The organism is Plesiocystis pacifica SIR-1 (assembly GCF_000170895.1).
In the GTDB taxonomy this organism is placed as follows: domain Bacteria; phylum Myxococcota_A; class Polyangia; order Nannocystales; family Nannocystaceae; genus Plesiocystis; species Plesiocystis pacifica.
In genome coordinates this window covers 18,036-39,203 of the sequence record NZ_ABCS01000001.1, presented here as the reverse complement: position 1 = coordinate 39,203, position 21,168 = coordinate 18,036, and the positions used below count along the sequence as shown (strand labels likewise).

The following is a 21,168-nucleotide window of genomic DNA, read 5'->3' as shown; positions in this document are numbered from 1 at the left end:
GCGCTTGCGCGGCCTCGGAAATCATCCGACCCTGATCCCGGTTGCGCGCGGACCCGGCTGCGCGGCAGCATCGGCGAGCCTCGTGCGTCTGACCCATCACAGCTTCCATCGCCAGCGTAGCCGCCGTTTCGCGCTCGCGCTGACCCTGGTCTTCTCCCTGCTCTTGTGCCTGGCGCCCCAGCGCGCCCGGGCCGAGACCTGGGGGCAGTACCTGGTGGTCATCGACGACTCCGGGAGCATGAACACCAACGATCCGGACCGCCTGGTGATGATGGCCTCGCTGGCCCTCGGGGCGGCCCTGGGCGACAGCGATCAGGTGATGATCGTCGGGCTCAACCAGCTCGCCAACGGCGAGGTGAGCCAGGCGCAGTTCCTGTCTCCACGCGTGCTCCTCGAAGGCCGCGACGGGGACGAGGGTGCGCGCGCCCTCGAGGGTCCTCGCTTCGAGCGAATGGCCCTGCACAAGGACGGAACGCCGTGCCGCGCCGCCCTCGCTCAGGCCCGCGACCTCCTCGAAGAGGTCGCCAGCTCCGGCGCCCCCCAGACCCTCTTGCTGCTCACCGACGGGAAGTGCCAGGGCGGCGTCGACCCGGCCAAGGCCTGGCTCGCCGGGGTCTCCAGCCACCGCAAGGGCGAGTTCCGCTTCGCCCTGCTGACCAAGGGCAGCGAGGGCGTCGACCCGGCCCTCACCGCCTACGCCGAGGCCACCGGCTGGATCGAGGACCCCAGCGTCAGCTTTGACGGCCGCTCCCTGCTCCGCGCCTTCGCCCAGGTCCTGTCCTTCTCCCGAGGCCTGCGCTTCGACGGCGGCGGCATCGGGGACCCGCGGACCTTCGCCGGCGCCCGGGAGGTCCGCGTGCTCGCGCTCCAGAGCCAGCCCGGGCAAGACCCCGCGGCGACGCTCACCTGCGCCCTGACCGACGCGAGCATGGACTCGCGCTTCGAGACCCTCGCCGGCGGTCCAACCTTCCGCCACGCCGACTACCCCTGGCGCCTGCGCGTGACCAAGACCGGGCCCCGGGACCTGCCCTTCAACGTGTCCTCCACGGAGGCCGGCGTCGAGGTGCTGCCCATCCCCAGCTACGGCAAGCTGCGCGTCGAGGCCGTGGTCGTCCCCTGCCCCGCGGACCCCAAGGCCGACAAGCCGGACCTGCCGTGGACCCGCGAGCGGGCCGTCCGCTCGGGCCAGCCGGCCTGCGCCTACGCCCGGCTCGTCGGCGACAGCGGCGAGACCATCGAGCCCGCCCGGTCCTTCGACTTCGACATCGAGCTGTGCGAGGACGAGGCCTGCGCCCAGCACACGGCCATGCAGCCCGACTCCGACGGCAGCTTCAACGCCCAGCTCGGCGTGTTCTCGGAGGGCCGACACGAGCGCTGGTTCCGAGCCGACCACGGGGCCCTCGCGCGGCCCGTCGTCGCTCGCCGGGCGATCCAATCGAGCGCCTTTGGGATCACTTCGGTGGCCCGCGCCGACAAACCGGACGCGCCCATCGAGTCCGTCGACCTGGGCGTCTTCCCCAAGCCCGTGCCCACCGTCCTCACCCTCCAGTACACGGGCAGCTTCCCCGAGGGCAGCGAGGCCGAGGTCCGCTGCGCCGCGGCTGGCGGGGACGCCATGGACCTCCTCGGCGGCGAGGACCCCTGCGTCCGCTGCGAGCCCTCTCCGGCGACCGCGGCCCTCCAGGACCCCTTCACCATTCAGGTGACGGTCTCGGCCGCCAGCTACTGCCCCGCGATCCAAGAGCTCGCCGAGGGTCGGGGCGAAGGCGCCGGGGACGGTCCGGTCGAACTCCCCCTCGCCCTCGAGCTCACCGTCGCGGGCAAGGGCAGCGCCCAGGCCATCGGCGAGCGCCGCCTCGCGCTGACCGGGACCCTGCGCCAAGCCGCCGCCGAGCCTCAGCAGCTCCGCGTCACCGGCGGCTCCTCGGCGCTCGGCGAGCTCGAGTTCCCGGCCCCCGTCAGCGCCAAGGTCGAGCTCAGCCTCGAGCCCTCCGAGGCCGCCGAGGGCCTGGGCAAGGACCTCGAGTTCGCCCTCGTCGACACCTCCCTGCGCCTGGCGGGCGACCCTGGCGAGCGCGCATCCGTGAAGGTCGAGCTCCGCGCCCGCGACTGCTGCCAGGCCGGCGAGTACCCGATGACCCTCCGGGTCCGCGACACCACCGAAGGCTCGGGCTCGACGCTCACCGTCCCGGTCACCCTCGTCGTGGCCAAGCCGAGCTTTTGGGTCTGTCCGGGCAAGACCATCGCCAAGATCGCCGCGGCGCTGCTCGGCCTGGGCTTGCTGATCTGGCTGATCCGCGGGTTCACCTCGCCCCACGAGTTCGCCGAGACCGCCGTCCTGGCCCGCGCCGAGAGCCACAAGGTCCTGTCCAAGCTCAGCGAGGGCGACGAGGACTGGCGGCTGATCCGCTCGCTCGAGACGACCAAGCGCGCCTTCTACAAGCACGCGACCGTGCACCTCGGCGGGGCCAAGGCCGCCCTGCCCAGCCTCCGCGGCCTCGGCGACGACGCCCGCATCGAGGCCCGGGGCCACGGCAACGCCGCCCTGGTCATCGACCCCACGGCGGGCGACAGCGTCGAGACCTTCAAGGAGTCCTCCGGCTGGCAGCCGCTCGCCGCCGGTGAGCACCCCATCGGCTCGTCCATCGTCCTGCGCCGCGACGACACCTACCTCATGTTCCGCCGCTGACGCGGCCCCTCCCTCTCTCGCCGCCCCAACAGGTGGGCGGCCCAGCCCCAACGAAGCACCCCCCTCAGGAGACAGCGATGCCCATCCGAATCATGCCCGGCGAGGTCACCCCCACTTTGTTCGTGGGACTCGGCGGTTCAGGCGGCCGCGCCGTCGGCCGCATCGCCAAGCGCCTGCGCGCCCAGCAAGACTTCGACCTTCAGTACCGCAGCCTCGTCCGCTTCGTCGCCATCGACACCAACGACGCCGACCTGGCCCGCCTGCGCAAGGGCACCCAGGAGTTCGGCAAGGTCGACGAGACCGTGCTGATCAGCGACTTCGACAAGGTCGCCTACTCCAAGCTGCGCCGCGGCGAGAGCTTCGCCGACGCCGACGACTACTTCACCCAGTGGGTCCACGACTGGTACAACTTCCGCGAGGAGAGCGGGGCCGGGGCCGGGCAGATCCGCATCGAGAGCCGGCTGAGCCTCAACCGCTCCATCGAGACCGGCGACATGGTCGCCAAGCTCCAGGCCCTCGCCAACGACCTGCGCAGCCACGCCCACGGCATGCGCCACCAGAGCGCGTCGATCCAGGTCTTCGTCTACTTCTCCGTCGCTGGCGGGACGGGCTCGGGCGGGTTCCTGCCCTTCGCCTACCTCATGCGCGACATCCTCGACGACCGCTCGGCCCGCCTGGTCGGCTTTGCGATCCTCCCCGAGGCCTTCGAGAGCGTGGTCGGCATGAACCGCGACGGCGTCTACGCCAACGGCTACGCGGCCCTCAAGGAGTGCGAGCACCTGATGAAGCTGGACACCCAGCACCCCATCGACGAGCTCACCTTCCACTACGACCCGCGCAACAAGCACAAGAAGCTGGCCACCCGCCGGCCCTACGACCTCGTCTACGTCGTCGACCGGCCCCAGTCCTTCAGCCTCGAGGACGTCGGCGCGGCCCTGGCCGACGCCACCTACGTGCAGATCTTCTCGCCGATCATCGGTGACCAGCAGGCCGACTACGACAACTACACCAAGGAGAACCGGCGCCTGTTCCCGGACGCGCTGTGGGACCGCAAGGACGGCTACTCGGCCTTCTACGGCACCCTCGGATCCTCGGTGATGATCCTGCCGCGCCACGACGTGCTCGAGTACTGCGCCCGGCGCTACGCGGCCACGGCCGTGCGCCGCTACGTGCTGCTCGACGACCCGGCGCTCATCTCCCCGCGCCAGCGCGCGCAGTTCCGCCGCTTCGCCATCAACCCCGAAGAGTTCGCCCAGCTGTCCGACGACGCCAAGGCCCGGCGCATCGACGACGCCTTCACCAGCAAGATCCGCCTGCTCGCCAGCCAGCAGGACGTCGACGGCGGCATCTGGCAGCGCATGGCCGAGCTCCCCGAGCTCGCCCGCGGCAAGTTCGAGGCGGCCCTCGACAAGACCCAAGAGGAGCTGCGCGACCAGACCGCGGGCGTCCGCGAGATCTCGGCGGACCGCATCCTCGACGGCAGCTGGACCCCCGCCGCCAGCCTCAACGCCCTCCAGCGCCAGGTCGCCGAGGCCCGCGAGAACATCCAGCGTCACCTCCAGCTGCAGCTCGACCGCGTGGCCACGGGCGACTGGTGGACCGAGTTCCTGGCCCAGGCCGGGCCCGACGAGTCCCCCGAGCTCAACCTCTACGAGCAGCGCCACGTGCTCATCGACTTCCGCGAGAGCGCCGACGGCCCCCTCGCGCCCCAGGCCATCGACGAGCTGCGCGAGCAGGTCCAGCGCCTCCAGGCCGAGAGCGACCTGGGCGGCGAGGGCCGCTTCCGCAGCGAGATGAACGCCCAGGCCCAGGAGATCAAGCGCACCCACGGCGGCTGGGACAAGCTCCTGACCCGCAAGGACAAGGACTTCGAGGCCGCCCGCGACCGCGCCGTCGGCCTGTTCAACGACTACGTCGACAAGATCCGCGCGTGGCTGGTCAAGTCGGCCCTGCTCGAGTTCAAGGGCGCCCTCGGCCGCGCCGCCGAGCACCTGCGCCGGACCTTCCGGGACATCGAGTCGTCCGCCGGGCGCCTGGCCCGGAGCCTCGAGGAGCTCGCCCGCCGCTACGAGTTCGACGGCGGCGTCGAGGGCCTGCGCAGCGAGGCCAACGAGTACGCCCTCGACGTCGAGCTGCTCCAGCACCCCTCGGCGCGCATGCGCTTTTGGAGCTGGTACTACGTCGACCAGATCGAGAGCCGCCCGGAGCTCCAAAACCAAGACGCCGTGCTCGTGGCCCTGCGCGAGGCCCTGCGCCCGCGCTTTGACGAGCGCGGCGGCTCGGTCCGCCCCGACGCCCGCCGCGTGGTCCAGGAGATCGTCGATCGCCTGGTCGAGATGGCCAAGGAGCGCCTCGGGCCCGAGATCCTCGGCGACCCCAAGGCCGACGACGCGGCCCGCCGCCTGGGCCTGCGCATCGACGACGCCCTGGCCCTCGAGGCGGCCTACTACGGGCGCCAGACCGACGACCCCCGGGGCGAGCCCGTCGACCTGCTCGAGGACCGCCCCCTCGACCCGACCGCGCTGTGGCGAGACGAGAAGGTCCGCACCTACGCCCGCCGCAAGATCGATCTGGCCATCAACAAGGCCCAGCCCCTGTCGCGCTACCAGCCCGAGCTGCGCGGGACCATCAAGCACCCCAACATGCTGCTCGTGGGCCTGCACGACTCGCTGCGCACGGGCCCCTTCCACGAGGTCTACGGCGAGGCCACGGGCGACGAGTCCCAGGAGCTCGAGTGGCCCGACTCCCACCGCATCGTGTTCTACCGGTCCATCCTCGGGGTGCCGCTGTACTGCTTCCCGCACATCAACGAGGACATGAAGGCCGCCTACCGCCGCTTCCAGGGCCAGCGCGAGCCGGCCTGGCCGCTGCACATCGACCACCACTGGGAGAGGCTCTCGGACCTCGACCCCGAGGACCGTCGCGCCAAGCTCGAGGCCGTCGAGGCCCAGCGCCGGGTGTCCGTCGTCGGCCTGGCCCTGGGCCTGGCCCGCGGCACCGTCGAGTTTGGCGATCAAGCCGTCAAGGGCGGGCCTGGCTACGTCCTGCGCGTCCGCGAGGATCGCACCCTGCCCCTGGGCACCAGCTTGCTCGCGGCCGCCGACGCGCTCATCGCCCTGCGCAAGGACATGCCCGCGGTCTACGACAGCTGGGTCGCGCCCCTGCTCGCCGACGTCGCCACCCTCGACGACGCGCTCCGGGCCGAGCTCAAGCAGCTGACCAAGAGCTGGGCCGTGCGCGCGCAGGACCTCGAGCTCGACGGGAAGACCCGCAGCGCCGAGTACCGCGACCTGGCCGAGGCCCGCGCCATCTTGGCCCCCGTCCTCGACTAGCGCGCCGCGTGGCGCCTGAGCGAAGTCAGTGAACCCTGTGGACGCGGTAGGGCAGCGGAGCGAGGGTCGAGCGTCCAGGACCCTCGAGGTCCCCGCGGTCCTGCTCGGCGTCGGCGAGTTCGGCACGCAGGTCGCCCAGCGCCTCCGGGACGAGCGCGACCAGGCCCTCGTCCTCGACGGCTTCGACCCGCGCCACGACGACGGCCTGGGCCTGGTCCGGGTCGAGCTCGCCCACATCCCTGAACGCGGGGCCGAGCGCGGGACGTCGAGCCCCGCGGCCGGCACCCTCACCGTGCCCGAGCAGGCCGCCGAGGACGTGCTCGGGGCCGTGCGCCGGGCCCTCGCCCACGCGCGCATGGTCGGCGTCCGCGACGGGACCGCGACCGAGCACCAGACCCGGCTGACCATCCTCGTGTTCGCCGATCTCGGCGAGGCCGAGGTCCGCAACCAGCTGTGGCCCATCCTGGCTCGCGTCCAGGCCCGCCTGCTGGCCGAGCTCGGGCCCATCTTCGAGGCCTACCGCACCGGGAAGGCGCGCAACGGCGTGATCTTGCCGCTGCTGACCATGCCCCACCCGCCCGCCGTACGCGGGGCCGAGCAGGTCCGCGCCGCGCAGTCGCAGACCGCGGGTCCCGACGCGACCGACACGACCGAGGGCGCGGAGACCAAACCCGACGCCGCCCAGGCCATCGTCGACTGCGTGCGCCAGCTGTGCCGGTCCGTCGCCGACACCCCAGCCCGGCGCCGCGCCGTCTCCCAGCTCTACCTCATCGAGGACGTCGCCGAGTTCTCCGTGCTGTCCCGCGAAGAGCTCGGCCAGTGCGTGCGCAACTTCGCGACCATGCTGCTCTACGCCGATCTGAGCGCCGAGGGCGGGGCCGAGCTGATCACCAGCTTGCTGCACGGGAGCCAGCCCAAGGAGCCCCTGGCGACCTTCGTGTGCTCCGTCGCCGAGCTCCCCCGGGCGCGGCTGGCCGCCTACGGCCGCGACCGCGTGGCCCTCGAGGCCCTCGACGCGGTCCGAGACGCGCCGCGGGTCGACGCCAGCTTCAGCGAGGCCGACGCCCTCGAGCAGATCGAGGCCCTGGCCATGGAGCGCGGCGAGCGGGCCAAGGAGGCCGAGAAGGACGTCCGCGCCGTGCTCGAGCGCTACGCCCCGGCGGTCACGCCCGACCCGCCGCTGCCCTGGTACGAGCGCGGCGACCTGCTGACCGCGCGCTACGGCCCGGACCACGGGGACCCCTCGCTGCTCGATCCCACGCCGCCGGCTCCCGTCCCCGCGGGCTGGCTCGCGGAGCGGATGCGCGCCATCGAGGACACCTGGCGGCTGCTCCAGCGCAAGCGCTTCGACGACGTCGTCGCTCGCGATCGCGCGGCCGTCGAGCGCTGGCGAGACGAGCTCCTGAGCACCCTGCGAAAGCGCGTCGATCGCGAGCTGTGGGCTGATCCGGCCCCGCAGAGCCTCCGCCGCACGGAGGAGCTGGTCAGCAAATTGCGGCGTGCCTTCGGCGAGCAGCTCGACGAGGCCGTGCGCGATCGTGACCGCGCGCGCCCGGCCCCACCGCCCGACTTCGAGGCCCTGCGCCAGGCCCACGCGGCCTGCCTCGACGCCGCCCGCCACAAGCCCGACCCCCCGCGCATGTTGCTGTGGGGCATACTGATTGTCATCGCCGCGCTGGTGTTCCTGCCGGCGGTCCTCGCCATGTTCGCCGACGCCATCGCCATGGATACCGGGCACTGGTTCGAGCCGCTGTTTCGCCGCGGCGGCCGGTGGACCGCGCTCGCCATCGGCGCGCTCGGCAGCGGCGCGTGGCTGGGCTGGACCCTCGGCCGCGCCCACCTGCGCGTGCTCGAGGCCAGCGAGGCGATGTGGACGGCGCTCACTGACACGATCACCGGCGAGCGCGGCTCCTTGCTCGAGTACTTCACCACGCGCCTGCGCCTGTCCCGGGCCATCGCCCGCGTCGAGTCCCTGCTCGCCGTGACCGCGGCCCTCGACGCCGACGCCGAGACCCTGCTGCTCATGGACAAGGCCGCGCGCCGGGCCCAGAGCGAGCTGCTCGAGCACCTTCGCGACCTCGGCGTGCGCCTGCCCAACGACCGCACCCGGGGCGGCCGCGACGACCTCGAGGGCCTGCTCGGCATCCTGCCCGCAGGCGACAGCGCGGGCCCGAGCCCCGAGGAGACCCTCGTCGAGCCCTTCGTCGGCCCCGAGGGCGCGCGCGCCCTGTCGACGGCGCTCGTCCCCGAGGGCCGGGAGAGCCGGGTCCACGACATCCTCGCCCGCCTCGGCGAGCACTACGGGCGCAACGATCGCTGGCGCGAGGAGCTGCCCTTCGCCGACATCGAGCGCCTGCGCCGGGCCGCCGAGCCCCACGCCGAGCCCATCGCCCGCTGGGATCCCTTCGCCGGCGCGGAGCGGGCCATGGCCACCGCCGCGCGCCTGGCCACCTTCGTCCGCCGCCAGCGCCGAACGCTGCGCGGGGCCCTGAACTTCAGCGGCTACGAAGACCTCGACGCCGACGGCGTGAGCCGCCCCTTCTCCCGCGACGGCCAGGCCGTGATCCCGCGCGCGGCCGTCGAGCTCGTCCGCGAGCGCGCGGGCGCGGACGCCGAGCACCTCTCGATCCGCCCGGGCATCGAGCCCGACCGCGCCTACTACATCGTCGCCGTCTCGGGCATCGCCGAGGCCTCCGTCGCCTCCCTGACCAGCCTCGAGGCGCCCCGCTCGGAGAAGCCCTCCCAGTGAACGAGAGGGCGCGCGAGGGAGCGAGCGAGGACGACGCCGAGCTCCCGGGCCTATCGACCTCGCTCGCGGCCGCGGCCGTACACATGACCACGGGCCTGCTGCTCAAGGACACCCGCAACCGCGTCTGCGTGATCAACCCGGCCTTCGCCGCGATCTTGCTGCGCGCGGGCCTCGACGATCCGCGCGAGCTCATCGGCCTCGACGGCCGGGCCTTCTTCGGCGCCATCGCCCCCCACCTCGTCAACCCCGAGCGGACCGCCGCGTGCTGGACCCGGGCGATCGTCGACGCCCGCCGCCACGAGTGCGTGGTCGAGTTTCGGGACGGCTCGCGCGTGCGCCAGAGCGTGACCCCCATGTCCTGCCAGGGCCGCCTCGCGCTCATCGGCGAGTACCACGACCTGCTCGAGGACCTCGCCATCCTCGAGGACAGCGACAGCGAGTACCGCAAGATCTTCGAGGAGGGGCCCATCGGCATCACCGTGGTCTCCATCGAGGACTTTTCCTACGTCCGGGTCAACGCGCGCATGGCCGAGATCGTCGGCCGCACCCGCGCCGAGCTCCTCCAGCACAGCTTCGCCGACATCACCCACCCCGAAGACCGCGACATCGACGTCGACCTCGCCGAGTCGCTGTTCGCGGGCGACATCCCCTTCTATCAGATCGACAAGCGCTTCCTGCACGCCAGCGGGCGCCAGGTCTGGGGCCGGCTGACGGCCATGCTCATCCGCGACGCCCACGGCCAGCCCCTCTACGGCCTGGGCCTGGTCGAGGACATCACCGAGCGCAAGCTGGCGCAGCTGCACCGCGCCGAGCTCGAGGCCCAGCTGCGCCACAGCCAAAAGCTCGAGGCGATCGGGACCCTGGCCAGCGGCGTCGCCCACGAGATCAACAACCCCGTCCAGGGCATCATGAGCTACGCCGAGCTCGTCGCCCAGGACCCCGACCTCCCGAGCGAGACCACCGAGCTCGCCGCCGAGATCGTCCAGGAGTGCGAGCGCGTCAAGACCATCGTCCGCAACCTGCTGACCTTCGCCCGGCGCGAGGCCGTGGGCTGCGAGCCGACCTCCCTGCGCGCGGTCGTCGACGCGACCTTCTCGCTGATCCGCGCGGTCCTGCGCCACGATCACGTCGTGCTCGAGATCGACGTCCCCGAGGAGCTGCCGCGGGTCTCCTGCGACCCCCAGCAGCTGCGCCAGGTGCTCATGAACCTGATCACCAACGCCCGCGACGCCCTCAACCTCCGCTACCCCGGCCACGACCCGGACAAGCGCCTGCGCGTGGGCGCGCGGGTCGTGGAGGTCGAGGGTCGCCCCTTCGCGGAGCTCGGCGTGGTCGATCGCGGCGCTGGCATGGCCGCCGAGGTCCGCGAGCGCATCTTCGACCCCTTCTTCACGACCAAGGGCGAAGGCCAGGGCACCGGCTTGGGGCTGTCGGTCACCCACAACATCGTCCGCGACCACGGCGGCCACATCCAGGTCCACAGCGAGCTCGGCAGCGGGACCCGCTTCGAGGTTCGCCTGCCCCTGGCCTAACGCTCGCGCGCGCCCCGGGGCTCTGGCGGGCCGTCGTCGGTGCTATGGTCCTGCCCATGGCTCGACCGACCGCCGCGCGTGCTCGCGTCCTGGGCACCCTCGCCGCGCTCGCCTGCGCCTGCACCCAGGCCAACCCCGACTTCCGGCCCGCCATCGCCGAGGGCGAGGAGCTCGGCGGGGACACCGAGACCGACGCCACCGAAGACACGGACACGAGCACCAGCACCGACACCGGCTCCGGCGAGTCGACGGACAGCTCGACCAGCGCGGGTGAAGAGTCGAGCAGCACCGACGAGGGCGAGCCCGACACCGAGTCGGACACCGAGCCCGACACCGAGACCGGCGACGAGTACTGCTCCATCGACCTCACCCCGGGCCTGAGCCCCGTGCTCTTCAACCCCACACTGCTCGGCAGCCCCTGCCCCACGGAGCCCATCGAGGTCGTCATGCGCGTCGAGGACACCGAGGGCGGCCTGCTCCTGGGCGAGATCTGCCTCGACTGCTTCAACTGCATCGACAACCAGCTCCACCCCGTGGGCGCCTGGGGCTACGACCTGGCCTCCGCCCTGCCCGTCGTCGACGACCCCAACGACCCCGACGCCAACTGCTACGTCGTCCAGGTCGAGTCCCTCGACACCCCCAACGAGGACACCTGCAACTACGACACGATCAGCATCTGGCGCGGGGGCGGCAACTACGAGCCGCCGATGTTCGTGGCCCACCGCGGCAGCTACGGCCTGAACGAAGAGGCCGCCGCCGCCCTCGACCACTGGGCGCCCAAGGACCTGGTCTCGACGGGCCACTGCGCCTGCGACGAGGTCGAGCCCGGCGAGCCCTGCTGCCCGGACACGGGCAAGGACAGCTACCAGTTCAACGTCGGCGGGCCGGGCATCGACCAGCTCGTCCAGGTCCAGAGCACCGCCGAGGTCGGCATCGCCGGCTGGCCCTACGAGTTCTACGGCGCCCAGGCCCAGTCGGGGATCCAGTGCTCCGAAGAGGTCTCGTGGGCGCTCTTGCGCCTCGAGTAGGCGCCGGGCTCAGGGACTGTGAAGTTTTCACAGTCCCTGTCCATTTTAGCCGTCGTGGACGACGCCACGCCCTCCCTGCCCCACGTCCACGACTCAGAGACGGTCAACATCGGGATAGGGGCGCCGGGTCTCCCCGGCGAGCCCCTCCCACACCACCTGGCATGCGGGTCCGCACCAGGCGGTTCGACGCTTGAGGTCACGAGGCCAGGGTCGGGACTCCCAGCCGTGCGAGATACGAGTTCGACAGGATGCGGTTCACCACGCCGTTCGAGTTCCACCACCACCTGCTCACGTGAGCCGCTACGGCTCGCGCCTGCAAGTCTCGGGCTCCCAGCCCCCGCAGTGCTCGATACGCCCGCCTTGGGGTCCGATATTGGTACAAGATCAGACACCGTATCCGGCGTCGGATCCACCCCTCGACGTCTCGGAGTCCTCGTCGGCTTTCTGTCAGCCCGAAGTACCTCCACCACCCCTGCAGGTAGCGTTGCAGCTGCCACATCTGAGGCATGGTCTCGTCGAGATTCTCGGGCGTCGTGCCCTCGCTATCGTTCGGTCCTTGTGGCGCCCTTCGACGCCTTTCGTGACCTCTGCTGACTTCTCGCTCCGCGTGCGTGACCACGTGGCCCTTTCAGGCCCCTAGAGCGAGATCTCCCCGGGTAAGGACACCGGCCTTCCCAGCGCGATCGCCGGATGCACGTGACGCCGTGTTCGGCCACGAAGAGCTTCGCGTTCACTCGCACGCTCGCCCTCGGCGCCCCGCCTCTGATCCGGTTTCTGTGCGTCGACCCGCTGGTTCGTTTCACGCTTCTTTCAGACCCTCAGTCGCCCTCGGGCCCTTGCGCTTCCCTTTCTTCGTTCGTGGCTCCTTGGAGGAGGACTTTCACCTCCAGGTCGGTGTCCATGCCGGGCACACGAATCCACGCCCCCGCTTGCGGGGGCGACCACGAGCCTTCTCGAAGGCACGAACCCCATTGCCCACCAAGCCAAAGCGGAGGAGCGGACAGCGACGAAGCGCCCCCGGTCCCAGGCGGCTGTGGGGGCAAAACAGAACTCAGTTCAGCAAGCGGCCGCCGCCAGGCTCGTCATCGTCATCGTCGTCATCGTCCTCGTCCTCGTCGCTGGCGCTGCCTGCCGCGGGGCCGGCGTGGTGGTGGATCATCCGCCAGCGCCCCTCCTCGATCACGAACAAGTTGGTGGCCACGAGCTCGACCGCCGGCAAGAGCTCGGCGCACACGACCACCCCGACGGCCCCGAGCAGCTCGGCGACTTCGCCCCGCGACTGCACCGCCATCGGCCGACGCAGGATCCCGCGCCAGCTCGCCATCACCCGGTCCCGACCGTGGAGCGGCCGCCAGCCCGGGTGCACGCACATGAGCGGGCTGTGGTCCGACCACACCCGGTCCATGGCCACGAAGTCCGCGGTGGCGAAGGCGCGATAGAATTCGCGGTTGGCTCGGAGCAAGGCTTCGAGATCCGGGCGCTCGTCGGTCACGGGTCCACCCTACCCTTTTTGGGTATGCTCGCGCCCATGTACCAGACCGATCTCCTCGAAGGGCGCACCATCCTCGTGACCGGCGGCGGCACGGGCCTGGGCAAGGCCATGGCCCTGCGCTTTGGCCAGCTCGGCGCGAAGGTGGCCGTGCTCGGGCGTCGCGAGCAGCCCCTGCGCGAGGTCGTCGACGCGATCCACAGCGGGGCCCCCGAGGGGACCACGCGCGCGGCGTGGACCAGCGCCGACGTCCGCGATCGAGCGAGCGTCGACGCGGCGCTGACCAAGCTGGAGGACGCGCTCGGGCCGATCACCGACGTGGTCAACAACGCCGCCGGCAACTTCCTGTGCGCCAGCGAAGACCTCAGCGTCGGGGGCTTCGACGCCGTGGTCAAGATCGTGCTCTACGGGACCTTCCACGTCACCCAGTCCATGGGCAAGCGGTGGATCGAGCGCGGCAAGCCCGAGGGCCACGACTACACCGTGCTGTCGATCGTGACCACCTACGCGTGGATGGGCTCGGCCTTCGTGCTGCCCTCGGCCTGCGCCAAGGCGGGCGTGCTGGCCATGACCCGCTCGCTGGCGACGGAGTGGGCGACCTACGGCGTGCGCCTCAACGCCATCGCCCCCGGCCCCTTCCCCACCGAGGGCGCCTTCTCCCGCCTGGCCATGCCCGGGACCGAGAACATCGGCAAGCAGCGCATCCCCCTGGGCCGCTACGGCGAGCCGGCCGAGCTCGCCGAGCTCGCCGTCTACCTGACCGCCGCCCGCTTCGTGACCGGCGAGTGCGTGACCATCGACGGCGGCGAGTGGCTCAAGGTCGGCCAGGAGTTCAGCGGCATCACCGACCACCCCCGCGAGCAGGTCAAGCAAGTCCTCGCCAGCATGCGACCCAAAAAGGGCTAGGCGGAGCACGTGTCCGCAGCTCGCCGCCTCCCCCTCGCCGGCCTCGGCCTCGCCTGCGTCGTCGCGCTCACCGGGTGCAAGCGCGACGCCTACGCCGAGCTCGACAAGGCCCTCGGGACCCGCGAGCAGCTCGACGCCCGGGCCGAGCGGCTCGCGGCCTTCGTCCACCCGGCCAGCGACGCCGAGGGCACCCTGCACTGCCGCGTTCAGACCTACGGCCACTACGACTGGGGCTGGATGCCCTTTAGCGGGGCCGAGTACGCCGAGCTGGGGGTCGCCCTGACCCTGCCCTCGGGGCAAAAGCGGAGCACCTTCGTCAACGAGCCCTACATCGACGTGTCCGTCGAGGGCGTGTCCCTGCCGCCGGGATCCGTCGTCGGCGTGAACCTGTTCGACGTCGACGACTACTTCGACGATCCGATCGCCACCTTCGAGCTCACCGTGGGCGAGGGCGAGGACGCCTGGCCGCTCAGCGTCGGCGCGGACCCGGCAGACCCCGAGTCCGCCAGCTCCGCGCCCTACTTCATGCGCTGCGTCCACACGACCCCCGAGGAGCTCGCCGCCCTCGAGCAGGCCGCCGGGGAGGCCGTCGCCGTGGAGAGCGAGCGCGCCCTCGCGACCTTCGACCCGGACCTCGAAGCCAACTACTTCGGCATGGGCTCCCAGCTCTACGATCTGCGCGACATGGGCGGCTCGCTCGAGTCGTGGGAGGCGACCGAGCGGGCATGGGACGCCAAGGCCAGGGCCCACGTTGCGAAGATCGTGAGCCGAAACCCCGCGCCGAGCGAGGGCCCGCTGCTGAGCCTCGGCGACCTCGACGTGCACCTTCGCAGCCTCCGCTGCGGCCGCGCGGACCAGCTGGCCCACTACGGCGGGGACCTGCCCACCACGCTCTGGCACGAGCTCCCAGGCGTCGACAGCCCCGGCTCTCAGGCGCCCGGCCGCCGCTGCGCCCTCGAGCTCGCCCTCCACAACCCCACCCGCGCCGCCATCGGGCTGCGCCTGGTGCTCGAGAACGGCTTGCTCGACGACGGCGTCCTCGAGGTCGACGGCCAGGCCTTCGAGTTCGCCGCGCGCCCAGCCAACGGCCTCCCGACGCGGGTCGGCTTCATCGCCTACGCCGACCTCAACCCCATCGTCGAGGGCACCCGGGTCGAGGTCATGCCCCAGGACCGAGACGCGCTCCCGCGCAACTACCAGACCATGGTCCGCCCCGAGGCCACGGCGACCCTGATCCTGGCCGTCGAGACCCTGCCGCGCCTGGACGTCCACACCGTCGAGGACATGGGCTCGCCCACGGCCCTGCTCGGCGTGCGCTCGGTCTACCCGCCCGAGCTGCGCAAGCCCGTCGAGCGCTTCGACTGGCTCGCCATCCCCGGCCTTCCCTGAATTCTGCTTTGCCCCCACAGCCATCTGGGACCCGGGGCGCTTCGTCGCTCCGCTCCTCCGCTATGGCTTGGTGGGCAATGGGGTTCGTGCCTTCGAGAAGGCTGGTGGTCGCCCCCGCGAGCGGGGGCGTGGGTTCGATGACAGTCTCTGAGTCGTGGACGTGGGGCAGGGAGCGCGTGGCGTCGTCCACGACGGCTAGAGCAGACACAGGGGTGGCCAAACTCGTTTTGGCCGACCCTCTGAGCGCCCCCACTCGCGGTTGGCCGCACGGGTTGGGGATTGGTTGGGGATTTCCTCGCTCAGTTGATCCAAGTCATTTTCGCGCCTGTGACGATGGTGCAAGCGCTCCGCCGTGGTGGCCCCAGTCTCTCCCCGCGCTCATCGGGGTGTGGCACCATCGAACGACTGTGTCTTCCGACGCCGTCCACCGCGCGTGTTTCCGCCTCACCGCCCTGCCTCTGGTCGCCCTGGGGGCCCTGGCTGCGTGCACCTCGAACCTCGCCGAGGCCGTCGACGGCGGCGGCGCGGACGAGCAAGATCAAGGCGACGAGGCCGCCGACACCGAGTCCGACACCGAGTCCGAGTCCGACACCGGGACCACCGAGGACACGAGCTCCGAGACCGCCGAGGACACGAGCTCCGAGACCGGCGAGCCGGACAGCATCCGGGTGGTGTTCTTCGCCGACACCCACGTCGTCGGGCCCACCTACCAGGGCGACGACCCGACCCTGCTCGGCGCCGAGACCCAGCTCGACGTGGTCCGCTGGGAGCTCGAGCAGTTCGACCCCGCCCCGGACCTGGCCATCCTCCTCGGCGACATCGTCCACGGCGCCTACCCCAGCCAGGACGCGGCCTACTACCAGAACAACCCCAACGCCTTTGCGATCGCGGACGAGCTGCTCGAGGGCTTCCCCTGCCCGGTCTACCCGGTGTTCGGCGACAACGACTACGACGTCCCGGACGTGCCCCAAGCCTTCAGCCACACCCTGTTCGCGCAGTTCTTCGCCAAGGACCCCTACTACGCCTTCGAGGCCGGCGGGTGGCGCTTCGTGGTCACCAACGGCTCGTCCGGCACGACCTTCCAGCCCCAGGCCGTCGACTTCGATCCGAGCATCGGCTCCTACGGCGAGGCCCAGCTCAACTGGGTCGCGGATCAGCTCGACGACGGCATCCCGACCGTGCTGACCAGCCACTTCCCGATGAACCGCACGGCCCTCGACGAGACCGAGACGCCCGGCGCGACGGACATGGCCACCTTGCTGACGACGAACACCGGCTCCCTCGAGCTGATCTTCGCCGGCCACGGCGAGCTGTGGTCGACCATCCCCGACGAGTACGGCGCCCCCATGTACCAGGTCGGGGCCACGCGCTACGACACCGACAATTTCCTGCTCGTCGAGTTCTTCCCCGACGGCAGCTACGAACTCCTCGACATCGACAAGGTCCAGTGGAACACCCCCAACGCGGACCACTGGGACTACAGCAACGGCACGCCCGTGCCCGCCGAGTGAGGGCCCCGCGGCATGGCGACCGGGCTGGGCGACCGGGCTGGTCTATGCTGGGCGGCATGGCCCGCGCGCGCATCCCCCTCCCGACCCTGGCCCCGGCTCCCGTCTTGGCCGTGGCCCTGGCCTCGCTGACCGCCTGCCCCGGCGACGACGGCGAGGGCTCCTCGGGCAACGACGAGGTCGCAGGCACCGACACCGCCACCGACACGGCCGGGAGCGAGACCGGAGAGGACAGCGGCGGGCCCGAGCCCTGCGCGGCCCAGACCCCCGCCGAGGTCCTCGACTGCGTCGACGCCGAGGCCTACACCGCGGACCTCGAGTTCATCGCCGACCTGCGCGTGCCCGGGAGCACGCACTGGCAGGCGGTCCAGGAGCTGTGCGTCGATCGCCTGACCGAGCTCGGCTTCAGCGTCGAGCTCCACGACTACGGCACCGGCATCAACGTGCTCGGCACCCTCCCGGGCGGCGACCCGACCCTGGCCAACGAGGCCGTGATCATCGGGGCCCACTACGACCACATCCCCGAGTGCACCGGGGCCGACGACAACGCCACGGGGGTCGCCGCGGTCCTCGAGCTCGCCCGGGTGTTCAGCACCGTCGAGACCCCCCGGCCCCTCGTGGTCGCGTGCTGGGACGAGGAGGAGCTGGGCCTGATCGGCTCCGACGCCCACGCCCAGCGCACCCTCGACGAGGGCCAGGTCGTGGTCGCGGCCTTCGCCTACGACATGATCGGCTTCACCGACGACTCGCCCAACTCCCAGTCCGTGCCCGAGGGCTTCGACCTGCTCTTCCCCGGCGAGTACGCGACCCTCGAGGCCAACGAATTCCGCGCCGACTTCCTGTTTTGGGTGTCCGACGAGGCCACCGAGGCCCTCGGCGAGGCCCTCGACGGCTTCGCCGAGACCCGCGGCATCCCGACCATCGGGGCGCCGCTGACCGACGCGCTCAAGACCTCGCCGCTGCTCGCCGACCTGCGCCGCTCGGACCACGCGAGCTTTTGGGATCGGGACCTCCCGGCGATGTTCCTCAACGACACCGCCGACTTCCGCTACCCCTCCTACCACTGCTTCGACGGCGGAGACGACAGCATCGCCAAGCTCGACGTCGAGTTCGCCGTCGACGTCAGCGCGGCGACGGCCGGGACCGTCGCCCAAGCGCTCGGCCTGTAGCTGTAACTGTAGCCCTCAGCGGCGCCGACGCAGGCCCAAGCCCAGCAGGCCCAGCCCCAGCAGACCCAGCCAGCCGCCGCCCTGCTCGGGCGCGGTCGAGCAGGCGCAGCCGCCCTCGCCGTCGACGATGCCGGCGTCGTCCTCCGAGCCGAGCTCCTCCTCGGGCTCGGGCTCCTCGGGGATGTCCTGATCGCCGATCCCGATGGCCACCGGCGCGGACTCGACGATGTTGCCGTTCCAGTCCTCGGCGATGGCGACGAGGGTGTAGACCTTGGGATCCTGGAACACCGCGCCCTCGAAGCCGTAGGGCTCGGCGTCCGTGGCCGCGACCTCGTTGCCGTTGATCTCGAGCCGGATCTCGCGGATGGCCGCGCCGTCGGGGTGCTTGGCCGCGTCGACCAAGATGTCGATCTCCTCGCTGGGCTCGAAGCTGTCGCCCCACGCCGGCGACGTGATCATCACGGTCGGCTCGTAGGCCTCGTCGAACTCGTCCCAGGCCGGACCGCAGACGTCGGCCTTGGGGCTCACGGGCTGACCCGAACACCAATCGCCCCAGGTGCCCGTGCCGATGTTGGGGTCGAGGGCGTTGAAGCTGCCGCAGTCCTCACCCGGCGCCCAGCTGCCGTCGGCCGCGGTGCACGGGGTCACGTCGATGCCGCTCTCGGACTCGACCCAGGGCAGCGCCCCCTCGACGATGGAGTGGGTCCCGACGCCGCCGCAGCCCCCGGACACCGTCGACGCGATGCCGAACACCCGCCAGCTCCCGTCGGGGAAGCGCACGAAGGCGGGCCCGCCCGAGTCGCCCGAGCACACCGAGGCGTCCGAGCCCGAGCCGAGCACCGTGATGTTGCCGGGCTTGTTGACCGCGGCCAGGGTGCTCATGCCCCAGTTCTTGGTGCCCGCGTTGCCCTCGAGGGTGTCGCCGAAGCCGACCACCGCGACCTCCTGGCCGACCTGCAGGATCGAGTTCTCGCACGGCCCCGCCACGGGGGGCGTGATCGGGATGTCCGTGACCGGCTCGGCGAGGCGGCAAAAGGCCCAGTCGTTGGCCTGGTCGTTGGACACGTTGGCGTAGCCCGGGTTGGTCCGGCAGTAGGCGGTGTTCACCGTCCGGCCGCCACCCCCGAAGGCGCTCTCGCCAAACACGATGTCCTTGTTGCCGCCGCCGCAGTGCGCCGCGTAGAGCACGATCTCGGGGTGGATGAGGGTGCCGGTGCACAGACCTCCGCCGACCACGGCGACCGCCGTCGGCCAGGCGCAGGAGGCCACGGGCTCGCCGCGCGAGATCAAGGTCTCGCTGCCCTCGCCGGCGATGTCGCCGACCGAGCTCAGCCCCTCGTCGGGCCCCTCCGCGTGGGCGGTACCCGCAACGCTCGAGACGAGCAGGAAGCAGGCCACGGTGGCGAGAGCTCCAGTGAGAGTCTTGGGAGCTTCCGACGAGATGCGAGCTTTGGCGACCATCGCGGGAAAAATAGTCTTTTCGCCGGGATGTTTCATCCTCAATCAGAAGAAAAAGCGTTCGAGGCTCAATCCGATCACCCTCGCCAATAATGATCGAAAAATACGATGTCTCGAGCACATCAAAAGCCACGACAAAAGCCCGAATGGGCCTGGAGCTGGTCAGTTCGCCACCGCCACACCCAATGTCGCAGCTCGTACACGACCCGAGTCGTGCATGAGCTCACTGAGCTGCTCGCGCGCTCGTCGATCGCGGTCGATCGAAATCGCTCCGCCACCGCCGCGCACGCAGATCACTCGGCGTCGTGCCGAGCTTCGACCACGGTCTTGATCCCGCCGCGCACGTAGAAGTCGCCCTCGACGACCATCCACCGCGGCTGGGTCGCGGCGACCAGGTCATCGAGGATCTGGTTGGTCACGGCCTCGTGGAAGGCCCCGAGATCGCGGTAGCTCCACAGGTAGAGCTTGAGGCTCTTGAGCTCCACGCAGGTCTGCGCGGGCGAGTAGCGGATGCGGATCGTCGCAAAATCGGGCTGCCCGGTCTTGGGGCACACGCAGGTGAATTCCGGGCACTCGAAGCGAATCTCGTAGCTCCGCTCGGGGCGCGGGTTGGGGAAGGTCTCGAGCTCCCGGGTTGGCTGGCTGGGCACGGTTGGGGTTTGCCCTGGGGCTGCGGCGCGGTCAAGCGCGGAGGCTTGCGTATGCTGGCGCCATGCACCGCTTCGAGCGCGCCATCGTCCGCCGGCCCGCGTCGACCTTCGGCGAGGGCCTGACGACCTTCGAAGGTCCGGCCCCCGACCACGCCCGCATGCTCGAGCAGCACGCCGCCTACGTCGCGGCGCTGCGCGGCGCCGGCTTGACCGTCACCGAGCTCCCTGCCCTCGAAGCCTTCCCCGACGCGCACTTCGTCGAGGACGTCGCGCTCATCGTGCCCGAGCTGGCCATCGCCACCCGACCCGGCGCGGGCGCGCGCGAGGGCGAGGTCGCGGCCATGCTCGACACCCTCGCCCTGCTGTGCGGCGACCGCCCGCGCGCCCAGCTCGAGGCCCCCGCGACCCTCGACGGCGGGGACGTCCTCGTCCACGAGCGGCGCGTCCTCGTCGGTCGCTCGGACCGAAGCAACGCCGCTGGCGTGGCCGCGCTGCGCCAGCTCCTCGAGCCCCGGGGCTACGCCGTCGTCGAGGTCCCCGTTGCCCAGGGCCTGCACTTCAAGTCGAGCGTGACCGCTCTGGGCCCGCGCACTCTGGTAGCCGCAGCGAGCTTCGCGAGCCTGCCCGAGCTGACCCTGGGCGCCCCCGAGCCCGTCGAGGTCCTCGCCCTGCCCGAGGCCGAGGCCTACGCCGCCAACACCCTGCGCATCAACGACACCGTGCTGATCCCCGCGGGCTTCCCCACCCTCGCCGAGCGCGTGGATCGCTGGCGCCGCGCCCAGGCAGAGCCCCTGAGCGTCGTCGCCCTCGAGATGAGCGAGGCGCAGAAGATGGACGGCGCGCTGACCTGCCTGTCGCTGCGCTTTTGACCGCCACGCCACGCCATCGCCATCGAGGCGCACTAGCTATTCCTGGGTGGAACAAAGGCTTCTGTTCGCGAAGGAAGTGACGGGAAATGCGCCGAGATAAAATGCCCCAGCATGACTAGCAGTTCACCTCCCCACTATGAGTTGAGATGTGCGCAGCTGACTTCAAACATGGGCACTGTTCTAAAGTACACGTCGCGAATTGGGACACCCATATCAAGAAAGAATGGGCTCTGATTTCCTCGTAACGACGGAAAATCGGCCTCCAGATCCAAAACGCCGTATTTCGAGCGAGAGGAGCCCCTAGCATTCAAAATATGCATACATCGTCCTCCCGAGGGCGATGCGCATTGTCCGCCAGACTATAATTTCGCGCAATTCGCTTCTGCTGAAACAAGAAAAA

General features: G+C 71.0%; 14 protein-coding genes. 10 read left to right on the top strand and 4 right to left on the bottom strand.

The features are described from left to right. Positions 1-82: 82 nt before the first annotated feature. The 5 genes from PPSIR1_RS00140 to PPSIR1_RS00120 all read left to right on the top strand — a co-directional run bounded on the left by PPSIR1_RS00140 (position 83) and on the right by PPSIR1_RS00120 (position 11,330). Complete coding sequence (locus PPSIR1_RS00140; protein WP_006968919.1) at positions 83-2,689, top strand: vWA domain-containing protein; 2,607 nt, start codon at positions 83-85, stop codon at positions 2,687-2,689. Between the two features lie 77 nt (positions 2,690-2,766). Then, positions 2,767-6,021: a tubulin-like doman-containing protein gene (locus PPSIR1_RS00135; RefSeq protein WP_086000877.1), complete on the top strand. Its 3,255-nt coding sequence runs from the start codon at positions 2,767-2,769 to the stop codon at positions 6,019-6,021. Between the two features lie 37 nt (positions 6,022-6,058). Next, complete coding sequence (locus PPSIR1_RS00130) at positions 6,059-8,770, top strand: hypothetical protein (protein WP_006968917.1); 2,712 nt, start codon at positions 6,059-6,061, stop codon at positions 8,768-8,770. Next, the gene (locus tag PPSIR1_RS41430; RefSeq protein WP_006968916.1) at positions 8,767-10,302 is read left to right on the top strand and encodes a two-component system sensor histidine kinase NtrB; all 1,536 of its coding nucleotides are present in this window, start codon (positions 8,767-8,769) and stop codon (positions 10,300-10,302) included. The genes PPSIR1_RS00130 and PPSIR1_RS41430 overlap by 4 nt, the downstream gene beginning before the upstream one ends. A 56-nt stretch (positions 10,303-10,358) precedes the next feature. Beyond that, positions 10,359-11,330, top strand: a complete 972-nt coding sequence (locus PPSIR1_RS00120; protein ID WP_157595046.1) for a hypothetical protein — start codon at positions 10,359-10,361, stop codon at positions 11,328-11,330. 196 nt (positions 11,331-11,526) lie between these two features. Here PPSIR1_RS00120 and PPSIR1_RS45425 read toward each other — a convergent pair whose 3' ends face one another. Together PPSIR1_RS45425 and PPSIR1_RS00115 are read right to left on the bottom strand one after the other, a co-directional pair. Continuing rightward, positions 11,527-11,829: a group II intron maturase-specific domain-containing protein gene (locus PPSIR1_RS45425; protein ID WP_232296405.1), complete on the bottom strand. Its 303-nt coding sequence runs from the start codon at positions 11,827-11,829 to the stop codon at positions 11,527-11,529. 552 nt (positions 11,830-12,381) lie between these two features. Next, positions 12,382-12,822, bottom strand: coding sequence for a nuclear transport factor 2 family protein (locus tag PPSIR1_RS00115; protein ID WP_006968914.1), 441 nt, complete (start codon positions 12,820-12,822; stop codon positions 12,382-12,384). Between the two features lie 36 nt (positions 12,823-12,858). On the opposite strand from PPSIR1_RS00115, the gene PPSIR1_RS00110 reads away from it, so the two are divergent. The 4 genes from PPSIR1_RS00110 to PPSIR1_RS00095 all read left to right on the top strand — a co-directional run bounded on the left by PPSIR1_RS00110 (position 12,859) and on the right by PPSIR1_RS00095 (position 17,791). Continuing rightward, positions 12,859-13,725, top strand: coding sequence for an SDR family oxidoreductase (locus PPSIR1_RS00110; RefSeq protein WP_045115129.1), 867 nt, complete (start codon positions 12,859-12,861; stop codon positions 13,723-13,725). Positions 13,726-13,734: 9 nt separating this feature from the next. Then, entirely contained in the window at positions 13,735-15,114 is a 1,380-nt protein-coding gene (locus PPSIR1_RS00105) for a hypothetical protein (protein WP_006968912.1), read from the top strand. 407 nt (positions 15,115-15,521) lie between these two features. Continuing rightward, a complete protein-coding gene (locus tag PPSIR1_RS00100) occupies positions 15,522-16,625 on the top strand; it encodes a metallophosphoesterase (protein WP_006968911.1) in 1,104 nt (367 codons plus the stop codon). A gap of 56 nt (positions 16,626-16,681) precedes the next feature. Beyond that, positions 16,682-17,791, top strand: a complete 1,110-nt coding sequence (locus PPSIR1_RS00095; protein ID WP_157595045.1) for a M28 family peptidase — start codon at positions 16,682-16,684, stop codon at positions 17,789-17,791. Between the two features lie 15 nt (positions 17,792-17,806). Here the strand turns inward: PPSIR1_RS00095 and PPSIR1_RS00090 are convergent, their stop codons facing one another. Continuing rightward, complete coding sequence (locus tag PPSIR1_RS00090) at positions 17,807-19,189, bottom strand: S1 family peptidase (protein ID WP_006968909.1); 1,383 nt, start codon at positions 19,187-19,189, stop codon at positions 17,807-17,809. Between the two features lie 353 nt (positions 19,190-19,542). After that, entirely contained in the window at positions 19,543-19,899 is a 357-nt protein-coding gene (gene queF, locus PPSIR1_RS00085) for a preQ(1) synthase (RefSeq protein ID WP_006968908.1), read from the bottom strand. A 62-nt stretch (positions 19,900-19,961) separates the two neighbouring features. Here queF and PPSIR1_RS00080 point away from each other — a divergent pair, with 62 nt between their 5' ends. Then, complete coding sequence (locus PPSIR1_RS00080) at positions 19,962-20,768, top strand: dimethylarginine dimethylaminohydrolase family protein (RefSeq protein WP_006968907.1); 807 nt, start codon at positions 19,962-19,964, stop codon at positions 20,766-20,768. The last annotated feature ends 400 nt before the right edge of the window (positions 20,769-21,168 follow it).

Excerpts from the sequence above, each read along its gene's own strand:
- PPSIR1_RS00135 (WP_086000877.1), top strand. The coding sequence starts at position 2,767 with ATGCCCATCCGAATCATGCCCGGCGAGGTCACCCCCACTTTGTTCGTG.
- PPSIR1_RS00120 (WP_157595046.1), top strand. The coding sequence starts at position 10,359 with ATGGCTCGACCGACCGCCGCGCGTGCTCGCGTCCTGGGCACCCTCGCC.
- PPSIR1_RS45425 (WP_232296405.1), bottom strand. The coding sequence starts at position 11,829 with ATGTGGCAGCTGCAACGCTACCTGCAGGGGTGGTGGAGGTACTTCGGG.
- PPSIR1_RS00110 (WP_045115129.1), top strand. The coding sequence starts at position 12,859 with ATGTACCAGACCGATCTCCTCGAAGGGCGCACCATCCTCGTGACCGGC.
- PPSIR1_RS00095 (WP_157595045.1), top strand. The coding sequence starts at position 16,682 with ATGGCCCGCGCGCGCATCCCCCTCCCGACCCTGGCCCCGGCTCCCGTC.
- PPSIR1_RS00080 (WP_006968907.1), top strand. The coding sequence starts at position 19,962 with ATGCACCGCTTCGAGCGCGCCATCGTCCGCCGGCCCGCGTCGACCTTC.